The organism is Shewanella ulleungensis (assembly GCF_014648315.1).
Lineage (GTDB): Bacteria > Pseudomonadota > Gammaproteobacteria > Enterobacterales > Shewanellaceae > Shewanella > Shewanella ulleungensis.
Window position 1 is genome coordinate 429111 of record NZ_BMQW01000002.1, and the last position, 19464, is coordinate 448574.

The window sequence follows — 19464 nt, forward strand, 5'->3', positions numbered from 1 at the left end:
CCGATACTGTTTTTTATCAAACATTTAGCTGCATACGCTTCTAAAATTCATTTTTGCTCGGTTAATCAATAAAACCTATCTATGTTGTAATGACTTTGAGCGAGGAGCTACAGCAACCCATGATGCTTATCTATATTGATTTTTGATATATAAGCAAAATGGCATAAATTTTTTAGCGTTACCCTTGTAATTCATTTTGCTGTCCCAATATAGGTATCAAGGCTGATATGAGTGGTGAAATGTGAACCACAAATTTACCAACCAAAAGGTTGAAAAATACGTAGTTCATCCCCATATCAACATCAAATAACATATTTGTGACGTAATAGCGTCAATTCTGGAGGACCCCATGGGCAAAATTATTGGTATCGACTTAGGCACGACAAACTCTTGTGTGGCTGTCCTTGATGGCGGCAAAGCACGCGTAATTGAAAACGCAGAAGGCGATCGTACAACGCCATCTATCATCGCATATACCGATGAAGAAACGATTGTTGGCCAACCAGCAAAGCGTCAAGCAGTGACTAACCCTGCAAACACATTCTTTGCTATTAAGCGTTTAATTGGTCGTCGTTTTAAAGATGACGAAGTTCAGCGCGATGTAAACATCATGCCATTCAAAATTATCGCAGCAGATAATGGTGATGCATGGGTTGAATCTCGTGGCAACAAAATGGCGCCACCACAAGTGTCTGCTGAAATCTTGAAAAAGATGAAAAAGACAGCAGAAGACTTTTTAGGTGAAGAAGTAACAGAAGCGGTAATTACCGTTCCTGCATACTTTAACGATTCACAGCGTCAAGCAACCAAAGATGCTGGTCGTATCGCAGGTCTTGATGTTAAGCGTATTATCAACGAGCCAACAGCAGCTGCGTTAGCATACGGTATTGATAAGAAGCAAGGCGACAACATTGTTGCAGTATACGATTTAGGTGGTGGTACATTCGATATCTCTATCATCGAAATCGACAGTAATGATGGCGACCAAACATTTGAAGTATTAGCAACCAATGGTGACACTCACTTAGGTGGTGAAGACTTCGATAACCGTATGATCAACTATTTAGCTGATGAATTCAAAAAAGACCAGGGCTTAGATCTTCGTAAAGATCCTTTAGCAATGCAACGTTTGAAAGAAGCCGCTGAAAAAGCAAAAATCGAACTTTCAAGCACGAACCACACTGAAGTTAACTTGCCTTACATCACTGCTGATGCAACAGGTCCAAAGCATTTAGTGGTTAAGATTACCCGTGCTAAGTTAGAGTCATTGGTTGAAGACTTAATTCAACGTACATTAGAGCCGTTAAAGGTTGCACTAGCTGATGCGGATCTTAAAGTAACTGACATCAACGAAGTTATTTTAGTTGGTGGCCAGACTCGTATGCCTAAAGTACAAGAAGCGGTGACAAACTTCTTCGGCAAAGAGCCTCGTAAAGACGTTAACCCCGATGAAGCTGTTGCAGTCGGTGCAGCAATTCAAGCTGGCGTTCTGTCTGGTGAAGTGAAAGACGTACTGTTACTTGACGTTACACCGTTATCATTTGGTATCGAAACCATGGGTAGCGTAATGACTAAGCTTATCGAGAAGAATACCACTATCCCGACGAAAGCGAGCCAAACGTTCTCTACAGCTGATGACAACCAAAGTGCAGTAACGATTCATGTACTTCAAGGTGAGCGTAAGCAAGCGAGCTACAACAAATCTCTAGGTCAATTTAACCTAGACGGTATTGAGCCTGCACCACGTGGTCAACCACAAATTGAAGTGGCTTTCGACATCGACGCAGACGGTATTTTGAAAGTATCTGCAACCGATAAGAAAACCGGTAAAGCGCAAAACATCACCATCAAAGCAAACTCAGGTTTGTCTGATGAAGAAGTCGAGCAAATGGTACGTGACGCAGAAGCTCACGCTGATGAAGATGCGAAGTTTGAAGAGTTAGTTCAAGCACGTAACCAAGCTGATGGCTTAGTACACGCAACTAAGAAGCAGGTTGAAGAAGCAGGCGACGATTTACCAAGCGACGACAAAGAAAAAATTGAAGCGGCAGTAGCTGAGCTAGAAACTGCTATCAAAGGCAAAGATAAAGAAGCAATGGACACTGCAACTCAGGCGCTTATCGAAGCATCTGCTAAGTTAATGGAAATTGCTCAAGCTAAAGCGCAAGCTCAAGGCGGCGCAGAAGGGCAAGCACATGATGCTGGCCAATCAAAGCCTGCTGATGATGTTGTTGATGCTGAGTTCGAAGAAGTAAAAGACGACAAAAAGTAATTAACAATTTCAGTTAGTTACCACTTAAGCGGGCGTTGGGGCTATCCTCACACGCCCGTTTGTATAAATTAAGTTTAGCGACTTACTCATACCTTCGAGAAACAGAACACTATGTCAAAGCGTGATTATTACGAAGTTCTCGGTGTTGCTCGTGACACCAGCGAACGCGAAATTAAAAAAGCGTACAAACGCTTAGCGATGAAGTATCACCCAGATCGTAATCCAGGTGATAAAGCCGCAGAAGCCAGCTTCAAAGAAATTAAAGAAGCATACGAAATTTTAACCGACAGCGACAAAAAAGCGGCATATGATCAATTTGGTCACGCTGGTGTCGACCCTAACCGTGGTGGACATGGCGGTGGTCAAGGTGATTTCGGCGATATCTTTGGCGATGTATTCGGTGACATCTTTGGTGGTGGACGCCGTGGCGGTGGACAACGTCAAGCTGCGCGCGGAAGCGATTTACGCTACAACTTAGAATTGTCATTAGAAGAAGCAGTACGCGGTCTAACCAAAGAGTTACGTATTCCAACACTTGCAGCGTGCGATCTATGTGATGGTAGCGGTGCTAAAAAAGGCAGCTCGGCGACCACTTGTGGTACATGTCATGGGCAAGGCCAAGTGCAAATGCGTCAAGGTTTTTTTGCTGTACAGCAAGCCTGTCCAACGTGTCATGGTCGCGGTAAAATTATCAAAGACCCATGTAGTAAGTGTCATGGCGAAGGTCGAGTTGAAAAGAGCAAAACCTTGTCAGTTAAAATTCCTGCAGGGGTTGATACCGGAGACCGTATCCGTTTAACCGGCGAAGGTGAAGCGGGTGAGTTCGGTGCACCTCCAGGCGATTTATACGTTCAGGTCAGTGTGCGTGAACACGCAATCTTTACCCGTGATGCCAACAACTTATATTGTGAAGTGCCTATTTCGTTCAGTAAAGCCGCGTTAGGTGGCGAAATTGAAGTACCCACATTAGACGGTAAAGTGAGCCTTAAAATTCCAACAGAAACCCAAACTGGGCGTATGTTCCGTTTACGCGGTAAAGGCGTTAAGTCTGTCCGTAGTCACGCCGTAGGTGATTTGCTGTGTAAAGTGGTTATGGAAACACCGGTTAACTTGAACGAGAAGCAAAAAGAGTTATTGCGTGAGTTTGAAGCCACATTAACTGGCGAATCAAAAAAGCACAGCCCCAAAGCGGAAGGTTTTTTTGATGGCGTAAAAAAGTTCTTTCAAGACTTAAACAGTTAATCGCGACCTCTTAGCTACCATGTTAAAGGCTGTTTACTTTGGTAAGCAGCCTTTTTTATTGGTGTGTACAAAGGGTAATATTAGGTTTGTTGTCATTATTAGGCTTTAGCAATGTTATTTTCTCAATTCTCACTCAGTGCACCACTTTTGAAAGCCTTACCTACAAGTATTACTGAGCCAAGTCGTATTCAACAATTGGCGATCCCTGCGATATTGGCTGGGCAAGATGTACTCGCATTAGCCCAAACGGGCAGTGGTAAAACCTATGCCTATGGATTGCCTATTTTGCAGAATATTAATCAGCAAGGTCTTTCAGGTTTATGTGCTGTGGTTGTTGTGCCTACCAGAGAACTTGCCGTGCAAGTTACGCAAAATCTAATCCCATTCGCTAGCGCATTAAATTTACAGCTTGATGTAGTGTGCGGCGGTGAAGCAATTGAATTGCAAATTGAACGTTTACGCACGCCGGCCCATTTGATTGTTGCGACTCCAGGACGGTTACTGGCTTTAATACAACAAGGCCTTATTACGTGTAGCAATGTGCAAAGTGTGGTGCTCGATGAAGCCGACAGGCTGCTTGATATGGGCTTTATTAATGATATTAATGCCATTATAGCCGCGATGCCTATTGGCCAACGATTATTATTCTCTGCCACTATGCCCATAGCACTAAACGAATTAGCTACACAGTTATTGTCAAAAAAGAGTGTGAGGATCGAAGCGCAAGCTCTGAATAGTACAGTAGATGATATTGCTCAGATACTATATCTGGTCAATAAAGGCAGTAAAGCACAGGCATTAATACAGTTAATAATGCTCAATCAATGGTCGCATGTATTAGTTTTTGTAAATGCTAAAGATGAGGCTGATAGCTTATGTAAAAAATTACTCAAGGCTGGTATTACTGCAGCTGCATTGCACGGTGATAAGGAACAAACACTGCGCAGTCAAACGTTAGCATTGTTCAAAAATAAGCAACTTAATGTTTTAGTTGCTACTGATGTGCTCGCGCGTGGTATTCATATTGATGCGCTGCCTGTGGTTGTTAATATGACCCTACCGGCACAAGCAGCTGTTTATGTGCATCGTATAGGACGCACTGCTAGAGCAGAGCTTAGTGGTGTAGCTGTATCGTTAGTTAGCCATTCAGAAATAGATTACCTAGAAGCGATAAGAGCATTAACAGCACAAAGCTTAACCTTAAATGAGTTATCTGGTTTTGCCGTTACGGATAAACCGGTTAGCGATAGCAGCAAACGCGCCCCAAGGGACAAACAAGCTAATCGCCGTACGGCGAGCAAACGCAGCATAAGTGATTTTAGCAAACGTAAACCAACACGTTAGATGGGTTTTCTTATTCATTGCTGTGGTGCAAACGCCATTAGTAATAGTATAAAATAAATCGATTACGGATTGAATTTAGTTCAATGAATGTTAAGGGACGATACAATGAAACTATTTGCACTAACCTTATTAGTATCAGCTTTATTGACGGGATGTGTTAATAACCAATCACCGACCGGACGTGGGCAAACATTGTTGTTTTCTGATGCACAAATGCAACAGATGGGGGCTCAGTCGTTTGACACCATGAAGCAAAGTGAGAAAATCAGCCAAAATAAAGCCCAAACGGATTATGTCAATTGTGTTGCAAAGCGCATTGTTGCAGTACTGCCTGATCAATCTCAACAATGGGATGTGGTATTGTTTGAATCCGATCAGGTCAATGCATTTGCTTTGCCTGGGGGTCATATTGGTGTGTACACCGGTTTGCTAAAAGTGGCGAGTAATCAAGATCAACTTGCTACTGTTATGGGGCATGAAGTGGCTCATGTATTAGCCCAGCACGGTAACGAGCAAGTGTCACGCGCACAGCTAACGGGTTTAGGTATGCAGGTGGCCGACGCTGCTATTGGTGTGTCAGGCGTAGCCAACAAAGACTTATATATGGCAGCTTTAGGATTAGGGGCAAATGTGGGTATTATTTTACCTTTTGGCCGCAATCAGGAGTCAGAAGCTGATATCGTAGGATTAGAGTTAATGGCTAAGGCTGGCTTCAACCCTGCTCAGAGTATTAGTTTATGGCAAAATATGGCTAAAGCAGGTGGCGCGCAAGGTCCAGAGTTACTTTCCACTCACCCATCTCATAGCCATCGTATTGAAGACTTACAAGCGGCACAAAATCAAGTGATGCCGCTTTATACTCAGGCAAGAAAACAGTCTTTGACTGAGTGTAAAATTGCTCAAGTTAAATAGCACTTTTTGCCAACATGAGAGTAGATTATTGTGATAAACTCTCGTGCGAATTTTTAATGAATTATTGAGAGAAACTTTATTATGTCAGATTTGTTCAGCACTATGGAACAGCATGCAAGCTACGGTGTAGGTCGTCAAATGGGCGAGCAACTAGCAGCAAACTCTTTTGAAGGTATTGATATCCCTGCTGTCCAAGCTGGTCTTGCTGATGCATTTGCCGGTACAGAAAGCCAAGTAACAATGGAAGAGTTACAAGTTGCTTTTACTGAAATCAGCCGTCGTTTACAAGAAGCACAAGAAGCTGCCTCTGCAGCTGCTACTGCTGAAGGTGATGCATTTTTAGCTGAAAACGCAAAGCGTGATGGCGTAACCGTGACTGAGTCTGGTCTTCAATATGAAGTATTAGTACAAGGTGATGGCGAAAAGCCAACATATGAGTCAACTGTGCGTACTCACTACCACGGTACTTTCCTTAACGGTGACGTATTCGACAGTTCAGTAACTCGTGGTCAACCTGCTGAGTTCCCTGTATCTGGTGTTATCGCCGGTTGGACTGAAGCTCTTCAGTTAATGCCTGTAGGAACTAAGCTTAAATTATATGTACCACATCACTTGGCTTACGGTGAGCGTGGCGCGGGTGCTTCAATCCCGCCATACTCGGCTTTGGTTTTCGAAGTTGAGTTGTTAGATATTCTCTAGTCTATTAAAAACGCCTAAGTTAACTTAGGCGTTTTTGTATAAGTTGTTTTTCGGTCAACACTGGGAGAAGTATATGACTGCTAAAGTGAAAATTGCTGTAGTTGGTGCCAGTGGCCGTATGGGCCGTACACTGATAGAATCTGCTAAGCAGCAAGACCTGATTGTATTGGGCGCTGCGATTGAGCGAGTGGGATCAAGCCTTATTGGTGTTGATGCCGGCGAGTTAGCAGGTGTTGGTACTATGAATGTGGCTATCACTGACTCACTTGATTCAGTTGTTAATGACTTTGATGTACTGATTGACTTTACCTCTCCAGAGTCGTCCATTGTTAATCTGGATTGGTGCGCAAAAAACCGTAAAGCCATTGTGATTGGTACAACGGGTTTTAATCATGCTCAAAAAGAGCAGATTAATGCTTATTCTGAACAAGTTCCTGTGGTATTAGCGCCTAATATGTCTGTTGGTGTGAACGTGATGTGGAAGCTGCTTGAACTTGCAGCTGAAGTCATGGGTGATTATACGGATATCGAAATAATCGAAGCACATCATCGCCATAAAAAAGATGCACCGTCAGGTACCGCGTTAAAAATGGGCGAGGTGATTGCCGACGTTTTAGGTCGTGATTTAGAGCAATGTGCTGTGTATGGCCGTGAAGGCATTACCGGCGAACGCGACCGAAATACAATAGGATTTGCAACCGTACGCGCGGGTGACATAGTGGGTGAACATACCGCTATGTTCGCTGATATAGGCGAACGGTTAGAAATAACCCATAAGGCATCGAGTCGAATGACTTTTGCTAATGGGGCTATGAGAGCGGCTTTTTGGCTCTCAGATCAAAATGCAGGTCTGTATGACATGCAGCAAGTGCTTGGTTTGCATTAACAATAAAAAACACCATTTGTTGGTGTTTTTTTTTGAAAACAATCCTGCATAATATAGACGTTATTACCTATTTCTTATATACTCGTCAGAATTTGTCAAAATTTCGTAATGACGCGGAAATTGGTATCTTAGTGAAAAATAAAAACACTTAATTTCAGTGGCTTGGCTCTTTTCTGGAGGTCGCGTTGACACAGTCTGCCTTACTCGTACTCGAAGACGGAACCGTATTCTCTGGCACATCAATTGGTGCTACCGGTGTTTCTGTTGGTGAAGTAGTATTTAATACTTCAATGACAGGCTACCAAGAGATTCTTACGGATCCTTCATATTCACGCCAAATAGTAACATTAACCTATCCTCACATCGGTAACACAGGTACCAATGATGAAGACACAGAATCGGATTCGGTTCATGCATGTGGCTTAATCATTCGTGACTTACCGCTTATGGCGAGTAATTTCCGTAATACACAATCATTAAGCGATTATTTAAAAGCGAATAATGTGGTTGGTATCGCGGACATAGATACTCGCAAACTAACTCGAATTTTGCGTGAAAAAGGTGCTCAAGCCGGTTGTATTATGGTGGGTGACCTAGACGAAGCAAAAGCCTTAGCGGAAGCAAAAGCGTTCCCAGGCTTAAAAGGCATGGATTTAGCGAAAGAAGTGACTACCGATAAAGCCTATCAATGGCGTAACGGTAGCTGGAAATTAGTCGGTGGTTTACCGTCTGATACGCCAGAGTCTGAACTTAAATACAAAGTTGTAGCTTATGATTACGGCGTAAAACGCAATATTTTACGCATGCTGGTTGACCGTGGTTGCGATGTAACTGTTGTTCCGGCGAAAACATCTGCAGCAGAAGTACTGGCGATGAACCCTGATGGGGTCTTTTTGTCAAATGGTCCTGGCGACCCAGAGCCATGTGACTATGCAATTGAAGCCATTCAACAGATTTTAAAAACTGATGTTCCGGTTTTTGGTATTTGTTTAGGTCATCAATTACTTGCATTAGCGTCTGGCGCGAAAACCTTAAAAATGAAATTTGGTCACCATGGTGCAAACCACCCGGTGAGCAACATTGAAAAAGGTAATGTGATGATTACCAGTCAAAACCACGGTTTTGCTGCTGATGAAAGTACATTACCTACCAATATTAAGGTGACTCACAAATCATTATTTGATGGTTCGCTTCAAGGTATTCACTTAACCGATAAACCTGCGTTTAGCTTCCAGGGACACCCTGAAGCAAGCCCTGGTCCAAATGATGCCGCACCGTTGTTCGATCATTTTATCGAGCTAATTGAACAATACCGTCAGCACACTAAGTAATTATCTGGGAGTAGACGACGCAATGCCAAAACGTACAGATATTAAAAGTATTCTTATACTCGGTGCCGGCCCAATTGTTATTGGTCAGGCGTGTGAGTTTGACTATTCAGGTGCGCAAGCCTGTAAAGCCCTTCGTGAAGAAGGCTACCGCGTTATTCTGGTGAACTCTAATCCAGCCACCATTATGACAGACCCTGAAATGGCCGATGCGACTTATATCGAGCCTATTCATTGGGAAGTAGTACGCAATATTATTGCTAAAGAGCGCCCAGACGCGATTCTACCAACCATGGGTGGACAAACAGCACTAAACTGCGCCTTGAAGCTTGAAGAAATGGGCGTCCTAAAAGAGTTCAACGTTGAAATGATTGGCGCAACGGCCGATGCAATTGATAAAGCAGAAGACCGTAGCCGTTTTGACAAAGCAATGAAAGCTATTGGCTTAGACTGTCCGCGTGCAGGTATTGCACACAATATGGAAGAAGCTTATGGCGTATTAGACATGGTGGGTTTCCCATGTATTATTCGCCCTTCTTTCACTATGGGTGGCAGCGGCGGTGGTATTGCTTACAACAAGGAAGAGTTTGAAGAGATTTGTTCTCAAGGCTTAGACTTGTCACCGACTAACGAATTATTGATTGATGAATCGTTAATTGGTTGGAAAGAATACGAAATGGAAGTGGTTCGTGACCGTAACGATAACTGTATTATCGTCTGTGCCATTGAAAACTTTGACCCAATGGGTGTGCACACCGGTGACTCTATTACCGTAGCTCCAGCACAAACATTGACCGACAAAGAATACCAAATTATGCGAAACGCTTCGTTAGCCGTATTGCGCGAAATTGGTGTTGAAACGGGCGGTTCAAACGTCCAGTTTGGTATTTGTCCTAATACAGGCCGTATGGTAATTATTGAGATGAACCCGCGTGTATCGCGCTCATCTGCACTTGCCTCTAAAGCCACTGGTTTCCCAATTGCAAAGATTGCCGCTAAGCTTGCTGTTGGTTTCACATTAGATGAACTCAGCAACGACATTACCGGTGGTAAAACTCCTGCTTCATTTGAGCCTGCCATTGATTATGTTGTGACTAAAGTGCCGCGCTTTAACTTTGAAAAGTTTGCTGGTGCTAATGATCGCTTGACCACACAGATGAAATCAGTGGGTGAAGTGATGGCAATAGGTCGTACATTCCAAGAATCATTACAAAAAGCGCTTCGTGGTCTTGAAGTTGGCCGTAATGGCTTTGACTCAATCGTTGATTATAACTCTACTGAAGGTTTACAACGTATTCGTCATGAATTAAAAGAGCCTGGCTGCGACCGTATTTGGTATATTGCTGATGCATTCCGTGCGGGTTTATCGCGCGATGAAATCTTCAAACTGACCAATATTGATCACTGGTTCTTAGTTCAAATTGAAGACCTTATTGCAGATGAAGCCAAAGTCGCTGAATTGGGCATGTCAGGTTTGAACGAAGACATTTTGCGTAAGTTAAAGCGTAAAGGTTTTGCTGATGCACGTCTTGCTGATGTATTAGGTGTTAGCGACGCAGAAGTGCGTAAATTACGTCATCGTTATGAAATTTTCCCAGTATATAAGCGTGTTGATACTTGTGCTGCTGAATTTTCAACTGACACTGCTTACATGTATTCAACGTACGAAGACGAATGTGAAGCCAACCCATCAAACCGTGACAAAATCATGGTGTTAGGTGGTGGTCCAAACCGTATTGGCCAGGGTATTGAGTTTGATTATTGCTGTGTGCATGCAGCACTAGCATTACGTGAAGACGGCTACGAAACCATTATGGTTAACTGTAACCCTGAAACCGTATCAACCGATTACGATACATCTGACCGTCTATACTTTGAGCCGGTCACGTTGGAAGATGTGTTAGAAATCGTCCGTATCGAAAAGCCAAAAGGCGTAATTGTGCAATACGGTGGTCAAACGCCATTGAAACTTGCTCGTGCGCTTGAAGCCGCTGGCGTACCGATTATAGGTACCAGCCCTGATGCCATTGACCGTGCAGAAGATCGTGAGCGTTTCCAACAAGCGATTCAGCGTCTAAACATGAAGCAACCACAAAATGCGACAGTGACTACTGTTGAAAGTGCTGTGATTGAAGCTGAGAAAATTGGTTATCCGTTAGTGGTTCGTCCATCATATGTATTGGGCGGTCGTGCGATGGAAATCGTTTATGACCAACAAGACTTGCTTCGTTACTTCAATGAAGCTGTTAAAGTGTCTAACGCATCACCTGTGTTGCTCGACCACTTCTTAGACGACGCTATTGAAGTCGATATTGATGCTGTATGCGATGGTGAGACTGTTGTAGTTGGTGCCATTATGGAACACATTGAGCAAGCTGGGGTTCACTCAGGTGACTCTGGTTGTTCATTACCGCCTTACACATTAAGTGCCGAAATTCAGGCTAGAATGCGTGATCAAGTGACAAAGCTTGCTTTTGAACTCGGCGTAGTGGGCTTAATGAACGTACAGTTCGCCGTGAAAGATAATGAAATCTATATGATTGAAGTTAATCCTCGCGCCGCGCGTACTGTGCCATTTGTATCAAAAGCCACAGGCGTGCCTCTAGCTAAAATTGCAGCACGTGTTATGGCAGGTCAAAGCCTAAAAGCACAAAACTTTACTAAAGAAGTGATTCCACCTTACTTCTCGGTTAAAGAAGTAGTGTTGCCGTTTAATAAGTTCCCGGGTGTTGATCCATTGCTTGGTCCAGAAATGCGCTCTACGGGTGAAGTGATGGGCGTGGGCGAGACCTTTGCTGAAGCTTACGCAAAAGCACAGCTTGGTGCGACATCAGAAGTGCCTAAGTCAGGCCGCGCGTTATTATCTGTGCGTAACAGTGATAAAAAACGTGTATCAGACTTAGCTGCGAAGCTTATTGAATTAGGTTACGAAATTGATGCAACTCACGGCACCGCTATTATCTTAGGCGAAGCAGGGATTAACCCTCGCTTAGTGAATAAGGTACATGAAGGGCGTCCGCACATTTTGGACCGTATCAAAAATGGTGAATATACCTATATTGTGAATACAACAGAAGGTCGTCAAGCTATTGAAGACTCTCGTCAAATTCGCCGTGGTGCATTACGCTACAAAGTGAATTATACGACAACGCTAAATGCTGCTTTTGCCACATGCCTTGCGCATGCTGCAGATGACCGGGTTAAAGTGAATTCATTACAAGAGCTACATAAGCGAATTGTAGGCTAAATCATATCGCGTTAATAAAAGGTCGCCATATGGCGACCTTTTTTATGACATTTTGATGTTGGATGACTAGCAAGTCTTTAAAAGCTTAGGTAAGCTATCATTAATCATCGAAGAGATGCATCCCAAAGACGCAGCCAAACTCGATTGCGTACTTCCAATAGAATTTTTACTGTGTTGACTTTTCGTCAGCACGGGATGCTTTTGTTTTTAAAGGAGACAAAGACATTATGAGTAAGGTCCCAATGACAGTTGTTGGCGCAGACTTATTGCGTAAAGAGCTGGAAATTTTAAAATTTGATCGTCGACCAAAAATTACTGAAGCCATTGCATCAGCTCGTGAGTTAGGCGATTTAAAAGAAAATGCTGAATATCACGCCGCTCGTGAAGAGCAAGGTATTTGTGAAGCGCGTATTCGTGATATTGAAGGCAAGCTTTCTAATGCACAAATCATTGATGTGCAGACCCTACAAAATACCGGACGTGTTATTTTTGGTACTACGGTAACAATTTTAAACATCGATACAGATGCTGAAATGACTTACCGTATCGTCGGTGATGACGAAGCAGACATTAAACAAAATCTTATTTCAGTTAACTCGCCTATTGCTCGTGGATTAATTGGTAAAAGTGAAGGTGATGAAGTGTCTATTACCACACCAGGCGGTTTGACTGACTACGAAATTATATCCGTTAAATATATCTAGGTCACATTGTGGTTTGTCGTTTAGACAAATTGGTGTACTGATAATATTCTGTCATTGATTAAAAACACTTACTGCTCACAGTAAGTGTTTTTTGTTGTTACATGTATAAGAATTCATTTGCGTATTAACTACGGTATCGCTAATATCGGGCTTCTTTACATTATCGTTACATATCGATTGTTTTATCGCTTGAAAACAACAGATAGTTTAATGAAAATGTACATCTAGGCTAATGCGTTAAGGTATAAATGACGTTTCCTTGGGCTCGTATATTATTGATGTTACTTATTGTGGGGTTGGGGTCACTCTTCCTTATCAATAGTCGTGTCTTAATAATGTCGACGGCTCAACTCAGTACACCGCAATTTAATACCGTTTTATTGAGTGATTGTGTGGTAACACCCTCACTAAATTTGGCTAATTGCGATTTGCCTACTGTAGTTAATCAGGTAAATGTTGTTGATAGTTTTAACGCCGATATCACTGCAAATAATGTTGTGATAAATCCACGCTTAATTGATATAAAAACAACATTATTAGGCTATGTTGGTGTCGATAGTGTGAATCCTGATATCAATTCGCAACCGACTCCAAATGACATCCATTATGTACCGACATACTCTGCGCGTTACATAAATCTTGCTCAGCATCAATCTGATGAAGTTAACCCCAATTATCTACTAGCCTATGAGTTTGTTTCCCCGCCAGTCCCGAGCTTGGAAATCGGCTATCAAATTAACTTCAGTCCACAATTAGACTGGGTATTATCAGCAACATCAGGCCCTTCACGTATTTCCGCTTGGAAAGAATCAAACTTACTCTTTGTATACGCTCATACCTGCTAACTAACGCTTCTTTGACTATCCATTCTATTAGTTCAGCTAATGGATTCATTGTGAACAACAGATAACTGCTTTAAGCATTTTATCGTTCGCTATGCATTTTTATCGTGGCCATTGGTCGCGGTGTAGTGAGAGTGAGTGTTATGACATCAATATCAAAAAATAAACCTGTAAATCAGCAATTCAATAAATACTCACAGTGGAAATACTGGGTACTTATTGCCACGTTAATCATATTGTTTCTAAGTGCTCTGCCATCTTGGTATGGCGAAGATGCAGCTGTACAGTTATCGACCAAAGCACCTAATGCTATTTCGTCTGAACAAGTGTATCAAGCATTAAGTCACGCTGGCATTAGCAGTAAACGAATCGATCAACAGCAACAAAATGTATTGGTTGTGTTACAACAAGCCGATCAGCAAACCCATGCAAAAAACATCTTGTCAGCAGCATTTAAAGAAGACGCACAAGTTACGCTAGCCTTAGCTCCAGCAGCACCGAATTGGTTGTTGAACATGGGTTTTGAACCCATCAAATTAGGTTTGGATTTGCGTGGGGGAGTGCAGTTTTTACTCGATGTTGACCTAGATTTAGTTTTTCGAAATCAGGCCGTTATGGTCAGCGATTCGGTAAAGCAATTTGTGCGAGAGCAACATATTAGTGGCGTTTTGGTTCGCCAGGACAGCGGCGCTGAAGTGACTATTGAAACATCACAACAAGAGGCTAGGGGGCAGGTTCGCCAATTTATTATTCAACAATATCCCTTATGGCAAGTTATTGGCAGCCAAGACACGCTTGTTGTTTCATTAAGTGAAAATGAGCAAGTTAAGCTGACTAATCTTACGGTACAACAAAACCTACAAATTATGCGCAGCCGAATCGAAGAGCTAGGTATTACAGAAGCTTTAGTGCAACGCCAAGGTGAAAATCGTATTCGCATCGAGTTACCTGGCGTGCAAGACCCCGCAACGGCTAAGAATGTCATTGGTGCTACAGCGAGCTTAGCATTTTACCCTGTAGCTGAGACGGGGTCGGTTAATGCAATAGTGCTTAAAGATGAAAGTGGCCAAGCTGTTTATGTCGCTCGAAAACCTGTATTAGGTGGCGATCACATTGTTGATGCTCGAGCCGCTGTTGGCGACTTTGGCATGTCGAAAGTGAATATCAGTCTAGACTCGGCCGGTGGTAAGTTGATGTCTGATTTTTCACGCGACAATATCGGTAAGCCTATGGCGACAGCATATAGTGAATATAGTCGTAATGATAAAGGTCAAGCACAGCAAACTACTCAAATCATTAGTGTTGCGACGATTCAAAGTCAGCTAGGTAGTAAATTTGAGATAACAGGTGCGGGAACGCATCAAGAGGCGCAACAATTAGCGCTATTACTTCGAGCGGGTTCAATGACGGCACCGGTTACAATAGTAGAAGAGCGCACAATTGGACCAAGCTTAGGTGCCGAAAATATTGTAAATGGCTTTGCAGCACTGGCATTGGGAATGGCGGTGACGTTGTTATTTATGGCGTGTTGGTATCGTCGTTTAGGTTGGGTTGCAAATGTTGCATTGATTGCCAATATGGTGATGTTGTTTGGTTTACTGGCACTTATTCCTGGCGCTGTGCTGACTTTGCCAGGCATCGCTGGGTTAGTGCTTACTGTCGGTATGGCTGTTGATACTAACGTGCTTATTTTTGAACGTATTAAAGATAAGTTAGCGGAAGGAAGAAGTTTTGCGAGTGCAATTGACCTAGGTTTTGATAGTGCATTTTCAACCATTATTGACGCTAATTTTACCACAATGATTACTGCAGTGGTGCTATTTTCAATTGGTAATGGCCCTATTCAAGGTTTTGCATTAACGCTTGGGTTAGGTTTATTAACCAGTATGTTTACTGGCATTTTTGCCTCTCGTGCAATCATCAATTTAGTTTATGGCCGTGACACTCGCCGCGCGATTAAGGTGTAACCAATGAATTCAAAACAAATCAACAACTCATCACAATCTTTGCGCTATTTAACCAAATGGCGTTATGCATCAAGTTTGATATCGGTAGTATTGATGTTGTTATCTTTAAGCGTTATTGGCGTAAAAGGGTTTAATTGGGGCTTAGACTTTACCGGCGGAGTTGTCACCGAAATTCTGATTGATCAGCACATTACCGCTAGCGAAATTCAACCGTTAATGACCGCAGCTTACCAACAAGATGTGAGTGTGATTTCGGCCAGTGAGCCAGGACGTTGGGTTTTGCGTTATGCTAATATCCCGGATGAAAATCAACGCCCTGAATTACAGCAAGTCTTAGCTCCTTTAGCGTCTAATTTGACTGTACTGAATAGTAGTATTGTGGGTCCGCAAGTAGGCCAAGAGTTAGTTGAGCAAGGAGGATTAGCTTTAGTGGTCGCGATGCTCTGTATTATGGGGTACTTAAGTTACCGATTTGAATGGCGCTTAGCTTCAGGGGCGCTGTTTGCACTAGTTCATGATGTTGTGTTTGTGCTAGCCTTTTTTGCATTAAGCCAAATGGAATTTAACTTAACAGTGCTTGCTGCCATTTTGGCTATATTAGGGTATTCGCTTAATGACTCAATTATTATTGCCGATAGGGTGCGAGAACAGTTAGTGGCAAAACCCAAATGGAATACCACTGATATTAATAATTTAGCCGTTAGGTCTACGTTTTCTCGTACTATGGTGACATCTGGAACAACGTTACTAACCGTCGTCGCTTTGTGGATTATGGGTGGTGCGCCTCTTGAGGGGTTTTCTATTGCAATGTTTATTGGCATTTTAACCGGGACATGGTCTTCAATTTCTGTTGGAGCAACATTGCCTGAGTTTTTAGGATTAAAAACTGAGCATTATCTGATTACACCGTTACCTGATACGCCATAAAAAATTCGATTAATTATGTTTCATAAAAAAGCCGCTGAAATCAGCGGCTTTTTTACAACGAATGTTTTACTATTTTTTTGCCTTAGGCAAAGCTATCTTCATTTCTGGTGAATGACGGAAGATAACGAGTACATGACCGATAAGTTGCACTTTCGCAGACTGGGTTTCACGTATAATGGCGTCAACGATGGCATTTTTAAGCTCTCTGTCAGCAGAGGCTACTTTCACTTTAATCAATTCATGATGAGTAAGAGCGCTATCAATTTCAGCCAGAACACCTTCAGTTAGTCCGTTGCCACCAAGCAGCACCACTGGCTTTAGACTGTGCGCCAGACCTTTTAAATGCTGTTTTTGTTTGGTTGTTAAGTTCATTTGTACCAACTTTTTCTGAGTTACTGTTGAAAAACCGGTATTCTACCCTTATATAAGGCTTATGTAACTCTGAATTGTTGCGGAATTTAAATGGTAACCAAAAAACGTACCGCGAGTTCGACTCGTTGGATGCAAGAACACTTTGATGATCACTATGTGAAATTAGCGCAAAAACGGGGTTTACGTTCACGTGCAGCATTTAAGTTAGAAGAGATTCAACAAAAAGATCATTTAATTAAAACCGGCATGACTGTTGTTGATTTGGGTGCAGCCCCTGGTGGTTGGTCACAAGTTGCAGTTAAATTGGCTGGTGATAAAGGTAAGGTCATCGCATGTGACATTTTACCAATGGATCCAATTGTGGGTGTCGATTTTCTTCAAGGTGATTTTAGAGAAGACAAAGTATTACAAGCATTGCTTGACCGAGTAGGGCAAGATAAAGTGGATGTGGTACTATCAGATATGGCTCCGAACATGAGTGGTTCGGATACTGTAGATCAACCTAGAGCTATGTATTTAGTGGAATTAGCATTAGATATGTGTCATCAAGTGTTGGCGCCTAACGGCTGTTTTGCTGTTAAAGTCTTTCAGGGGGAGGGCTTTGACGAGTACATGAAAACAGTTAAAGAGGCATTCAAAGTAGTTAAAACCCGAAAACCAGACTCCTCTAGAGCCCGCTCTCGAGAAGTCTATCTAGTGGCGACTGGTTACAAGTTGTAGTAGTCTAACGTTAATAATCGCAGGACTGTTAAGAGGTCTAGTAATTTGAGTGACATGGCAAAAAATTTAATACTCTGGGTTGTCATCGCTGTTGTGCTGATGTCAGTGTTTCAGGGTTATTCCCCCTCTTCTTCGAATTCGCAGAAGATGGATTACTCCGCCTTTTTGGACAATGTCCGAAATGGTCAAATTAATACGGTCGAAATAAAAAGCGACCAAAGAACAATTGAAGGGACAAAACGTACCGGCGAGAAGTTCACCACTATCATGCCTATGTATGACCAAGATTTAATTAATGATCTTGATCGTAAAGGTATCACGATGAAAGGCCAAGAAGCTGAAGAATCAAGCTTCCTAACCCAAATATTTATTTCTTGGTTCCCAATGTTACTACTTATTGGCGTGTGGATTTTCTTCATGCGACAAATGCAAGGTGGTGGCGGTAAAGGCGCAATGTCATTTGGTAAAAGTAAAGCCAAATTGATGAGCGAAGATCAAATCAAAACCACGTTTGCTGATGTTGCAGGTTGTGATGAAGCAAAAGAAGAAGTAAAAGAACTCGTTGATTATTTACGTGACCCAACTAAATTCCAAAAATTAGGCGGCCGAATTCCTACGGGCGTATTAATGGTGGGACCACCTGGTACCGGTAAAACATTGCTTGCTAAAGCGATTGCGGGTGAATCAAAAGTACCATTCTTCACAATATCTGGTTCTGATTTCGTTGAAATGTTTGTTGGTGTTGGTGCATCTCGTGTGCGTGACATGTTTGAACAAGCTAAAAAATCAGCTCCTTGTATTATCTTTATTGACGAAATTGATGCTGTGGGTCGCCAACGTGGCGCAGGTGTTGGTGGTGGTCACGATGAGCGTGAACAAACATTAAACCAAATGTTGGTTGAAATGGATGGCTTTGAAGGTAACGAAGGTATTATTGTAATTGCTGCGACTAACCGTCCAGATGTTTTAGACTCTGCTTTACTTCGTCCTGGTCGTTTTGACCGTCAGGTGGTTGTAGGTTTACCCGATGTTAGAGGTCGTGAGCAGATTCTTAAAGTCCATATGCGCAAAGTGCCATTATCTGACGATGTTAAAGCCAGTGTTATTGCTCGTGGTACGCCAGGGTTCTCAGGTGCAGACTTAGCAAACTTAGTTAACGAAGCGGCACTGTTTGCTGCACGTGGTAACCGTCGTTCTGTTGGCATGGAAGAGTTTGAGCGTGCTAAAGATAAAATCATGATGGGTGCAGAGCGCCGTTCTATGGTGATGTCTGAATCTGACAAAGAGATGACTGCTTATCATGAAGCTGGCCATGCAATCGTAGGTTGCTTAGTGCCTGAACATGATCCAGTACACAAGGTAACCATTATTCCGCGCGGTCGTGCGTTAGGTGTCACCTTCTTCTTACCTGAAGCAGATGCTGTGAGCCAAAGCCGTCGCAAGCTTGAGTCGCAGATTTCAGTAGCCTACGGTGGACGTTTGGCCGAAGAACTTATTTACGGTAGTGAAAAAGTCTCCACAGGTGCATCGCAAGACATTAAATACGCAACATCAATTGCGCGTAACATGGTGACCCAATGGGGTTTCTCTGACAAGCTGGGTCCTTTACTGTATGCAGAAGAAGAGAACGAAGTTTTCTTAGGCCGCAGTATGGGTAAATCAAAAGCAATGTCTGGTGACACGGCGACGTTAATTGACTCAGAAATCAAAATGTTTATCGATAAAAACTATCAACGTGCGCAAACCATGCTGACAGATAATATGGATATTTTACATGCGATGAAAGATGCACTGATGAAATACGAAACGATTGATTCTTTGCAAATCGATGATTTGATGAACCGTCGTGAAGTGCGTATGCCAGCCGAATGGCAAAAAGATGAATCATCGGATGACAAAGGTGGCGGAAATAGTGCACCTAAAGTTGAAGAAGAAAAGTCTGAAGAGGCACCTAAAGCTGATATTAGTGACGCAGATGAATCACCTGCAAAATAAATAATCA

General features: G+C 42.6%; 15 protein-coding genes. 14 read left to right on the forward strand and 1 reads right to left on the reverse strand.

Annotated elements, in window-relative coordinates; all coding sequences use genetic code 11:
• The first annotated feature begins 349 nt into the window (after positions 1-349).
• The 12 genes from dnaK to secF all read left to right on the forward strand — a co-directional run bounded on the left by dnaK (position 350) and on the right by secF (position 16370).
• Positions 350-2272, forward strand: a complete 1923-nt coding sequence (dnaK, locus tag IEY40_RS05655; protein WP_188954170.1) for a molecular chaperone DnaK — start codon at positions 350-352, stop codon at positions 2270-2272.
• Between the two features lie 111 nt (positions 2273-2383).
• Positions 2384-3514, forward strand: coding sequence for a molecular chaperone DnaJ (gene dnaJ, locus IEY40_RS05660; RefSeq protein ID WP_188954172.1), 1131 nt, complete (start codon positions 2384-2386; stop codon positions 3512-3514).
• 111 nt (positions 3515-3625) lie between these two features.
• Positions 3626-4858, forward strand: a complete 1233-nt coding sequence (locus IEY40_RS05665; RefSeq protein ID WP_188954174.1) for a DEAD/DEAH box helicase — start codon at positions 3626-3628, stop codon at positions 4856-4858.
• A 105-nt stretch (positions 4859-4963) separates the two neighbouring features.
• A complete protein-coding gene (locus IEY40_RS05670) occupies positions 4964-5770 on the forward strand; it encodes a M48 family metallopeptidase (protein ID WP_188954176.1) in 807 nt (268 codons plus the stop codon).
• An 81-nt stretch (positions 5771-5851) separates the two neighbouring features.
• On the forward strand, positions 5852-6469 hold the full coding sequence (gene bamJ / locus IEY40_RS05675) for a BamJ family beta-barrel-assembly machinery protein (RefSeq protein ID WP_188954178.1): 618 nt from the start codon (positions 5852-5854) through the stop codon (positions 6467-6469).
• 73 nt (positions 6470-6542) lie between these two features.
• Positions 6543-7355, forward strand: coding sequence for a 4-hydroxy-tetrahydrodipicolinate reductase (gene dapB, locus IEY40_RS05680; RefSeq protein ID WP_188954180.1), 813 nt, complete (start codon positions 6543-6545; stop codon positions 7353-7355).
• Between the two features lie 173 nt (positions 7356-7528).
• On the forward strand, positions 7529-8686 hold the full coding sequence (gene carA, locus IEY40_RS05685) for a glutamine-hydrolyzing carbamoyl-phosphate synthase small subunit (protein WP_188954589.1): 1158 nt from the start codon (positions 7529-7531) through the stop codon (positions 8684-8686).
• Between the two features lie 22 nt (positions 8687-8708).
• Complete coding sequence (carB, locus tag IEY40_RS05690; RefSeq protein WP_188954182.1) at positions 8709-11930, forward strand: carbamoyl-phosphate synthase large subunit; 3222 nt, start codon at positions 8709-8711, stop codon at positions 11928-11930.
• Positions 11931-12157: 227 nt separating this feature from the next.
• Positions 12158-12634, forward strand: a complete 477-nt coding sequence (gene greA, locus IEY40_RS05695) for a transcription elongation factor GreA (protein WP_188954184.1) — start codon at positions 12158-12160, stop codon at positions 12632-12634.
• Positions 12635-12882: 248 nt separating this feature from the next.
• Positions 12883-13479, forward strand: coding sequence for a hypothetical protein (locus IEY40_RS05700; protein WP_188954186.1), 597 nt, complete (start codon positions 12883-12885; stop codon positions 13477-13479).
• 140 nt (positions 13480-13619) lie between these two features.
• On the forward strand, positions 13620-15443 hold the full coding sequence (gene secD, locus IEY40_RS05705; RefSeq protein ID WP_188954188.1) for a protein translocase subunit SecD: 1824 nt from the start codon (positions 13620-13622) through the stop codon (positions 15441-15443).
• A 3-nt stretch (positions 15444-15446) separates the two neighbouring features.
• Positions 15447-16370: a protein translocase subunit SecF gene (gene secF / locus IEY40_RS05710; RefSeq protein WP_188954190.1), complete on the forward strand. Its 924-nt coding sequence runs from the start codon at positions 15447-15449 to the stop codon at positions 16368-16370.
• Positions 16371-16439: 69 nt separating this feature from the next.
• Here secF and yhbY read toward each other — a convergent pair whose 3' ends face one another.
• Positions 16440-16742 (reverse strand): ribosome assembly RNA-binding protein YhbY, encoded by a 303-nt coding sequence (gene yhbY / locus IEY40_RS05715; RefSeq protein WP_160055271.1) that lies wholly within the window; start codon positions 16740-16742, stop codon positions 16440-16442.
• A gap of 90 nt (positions 16743-16832) precedes the next feature.
• Between yhbY and rlmE the strand changes: the two genes are divergently transcribed.
• Positions 16833-17462 (forward strand): 23S rRNA (uridine(2552)-2'-O)-methyltransferase RlmE, encoded by a 630-nt coding sequence (gene rlmE / locus IEY40_RS05720; RefSeq protein ID WP_188954192.1) that lies wholly within the window; start codon positions 16833-16835, stop codon positions 17460-17462.
• 45 nt (positions 17463-17507) lie between these two features.
• On the forward strand, positions 17508-19457 hold the full coding sequence (gene ftsH, locus IEY40_RS05725) for an ATP-dependent zinc metalloprotease FtsH (RefSeq protein ID WP_188954194.1): 1950 nt from the start codon (positions 17508-17510) through the stop codon (positions 19455-19457).
• Positions 19458-19464 lie beyond the last annotated feature (7 nt).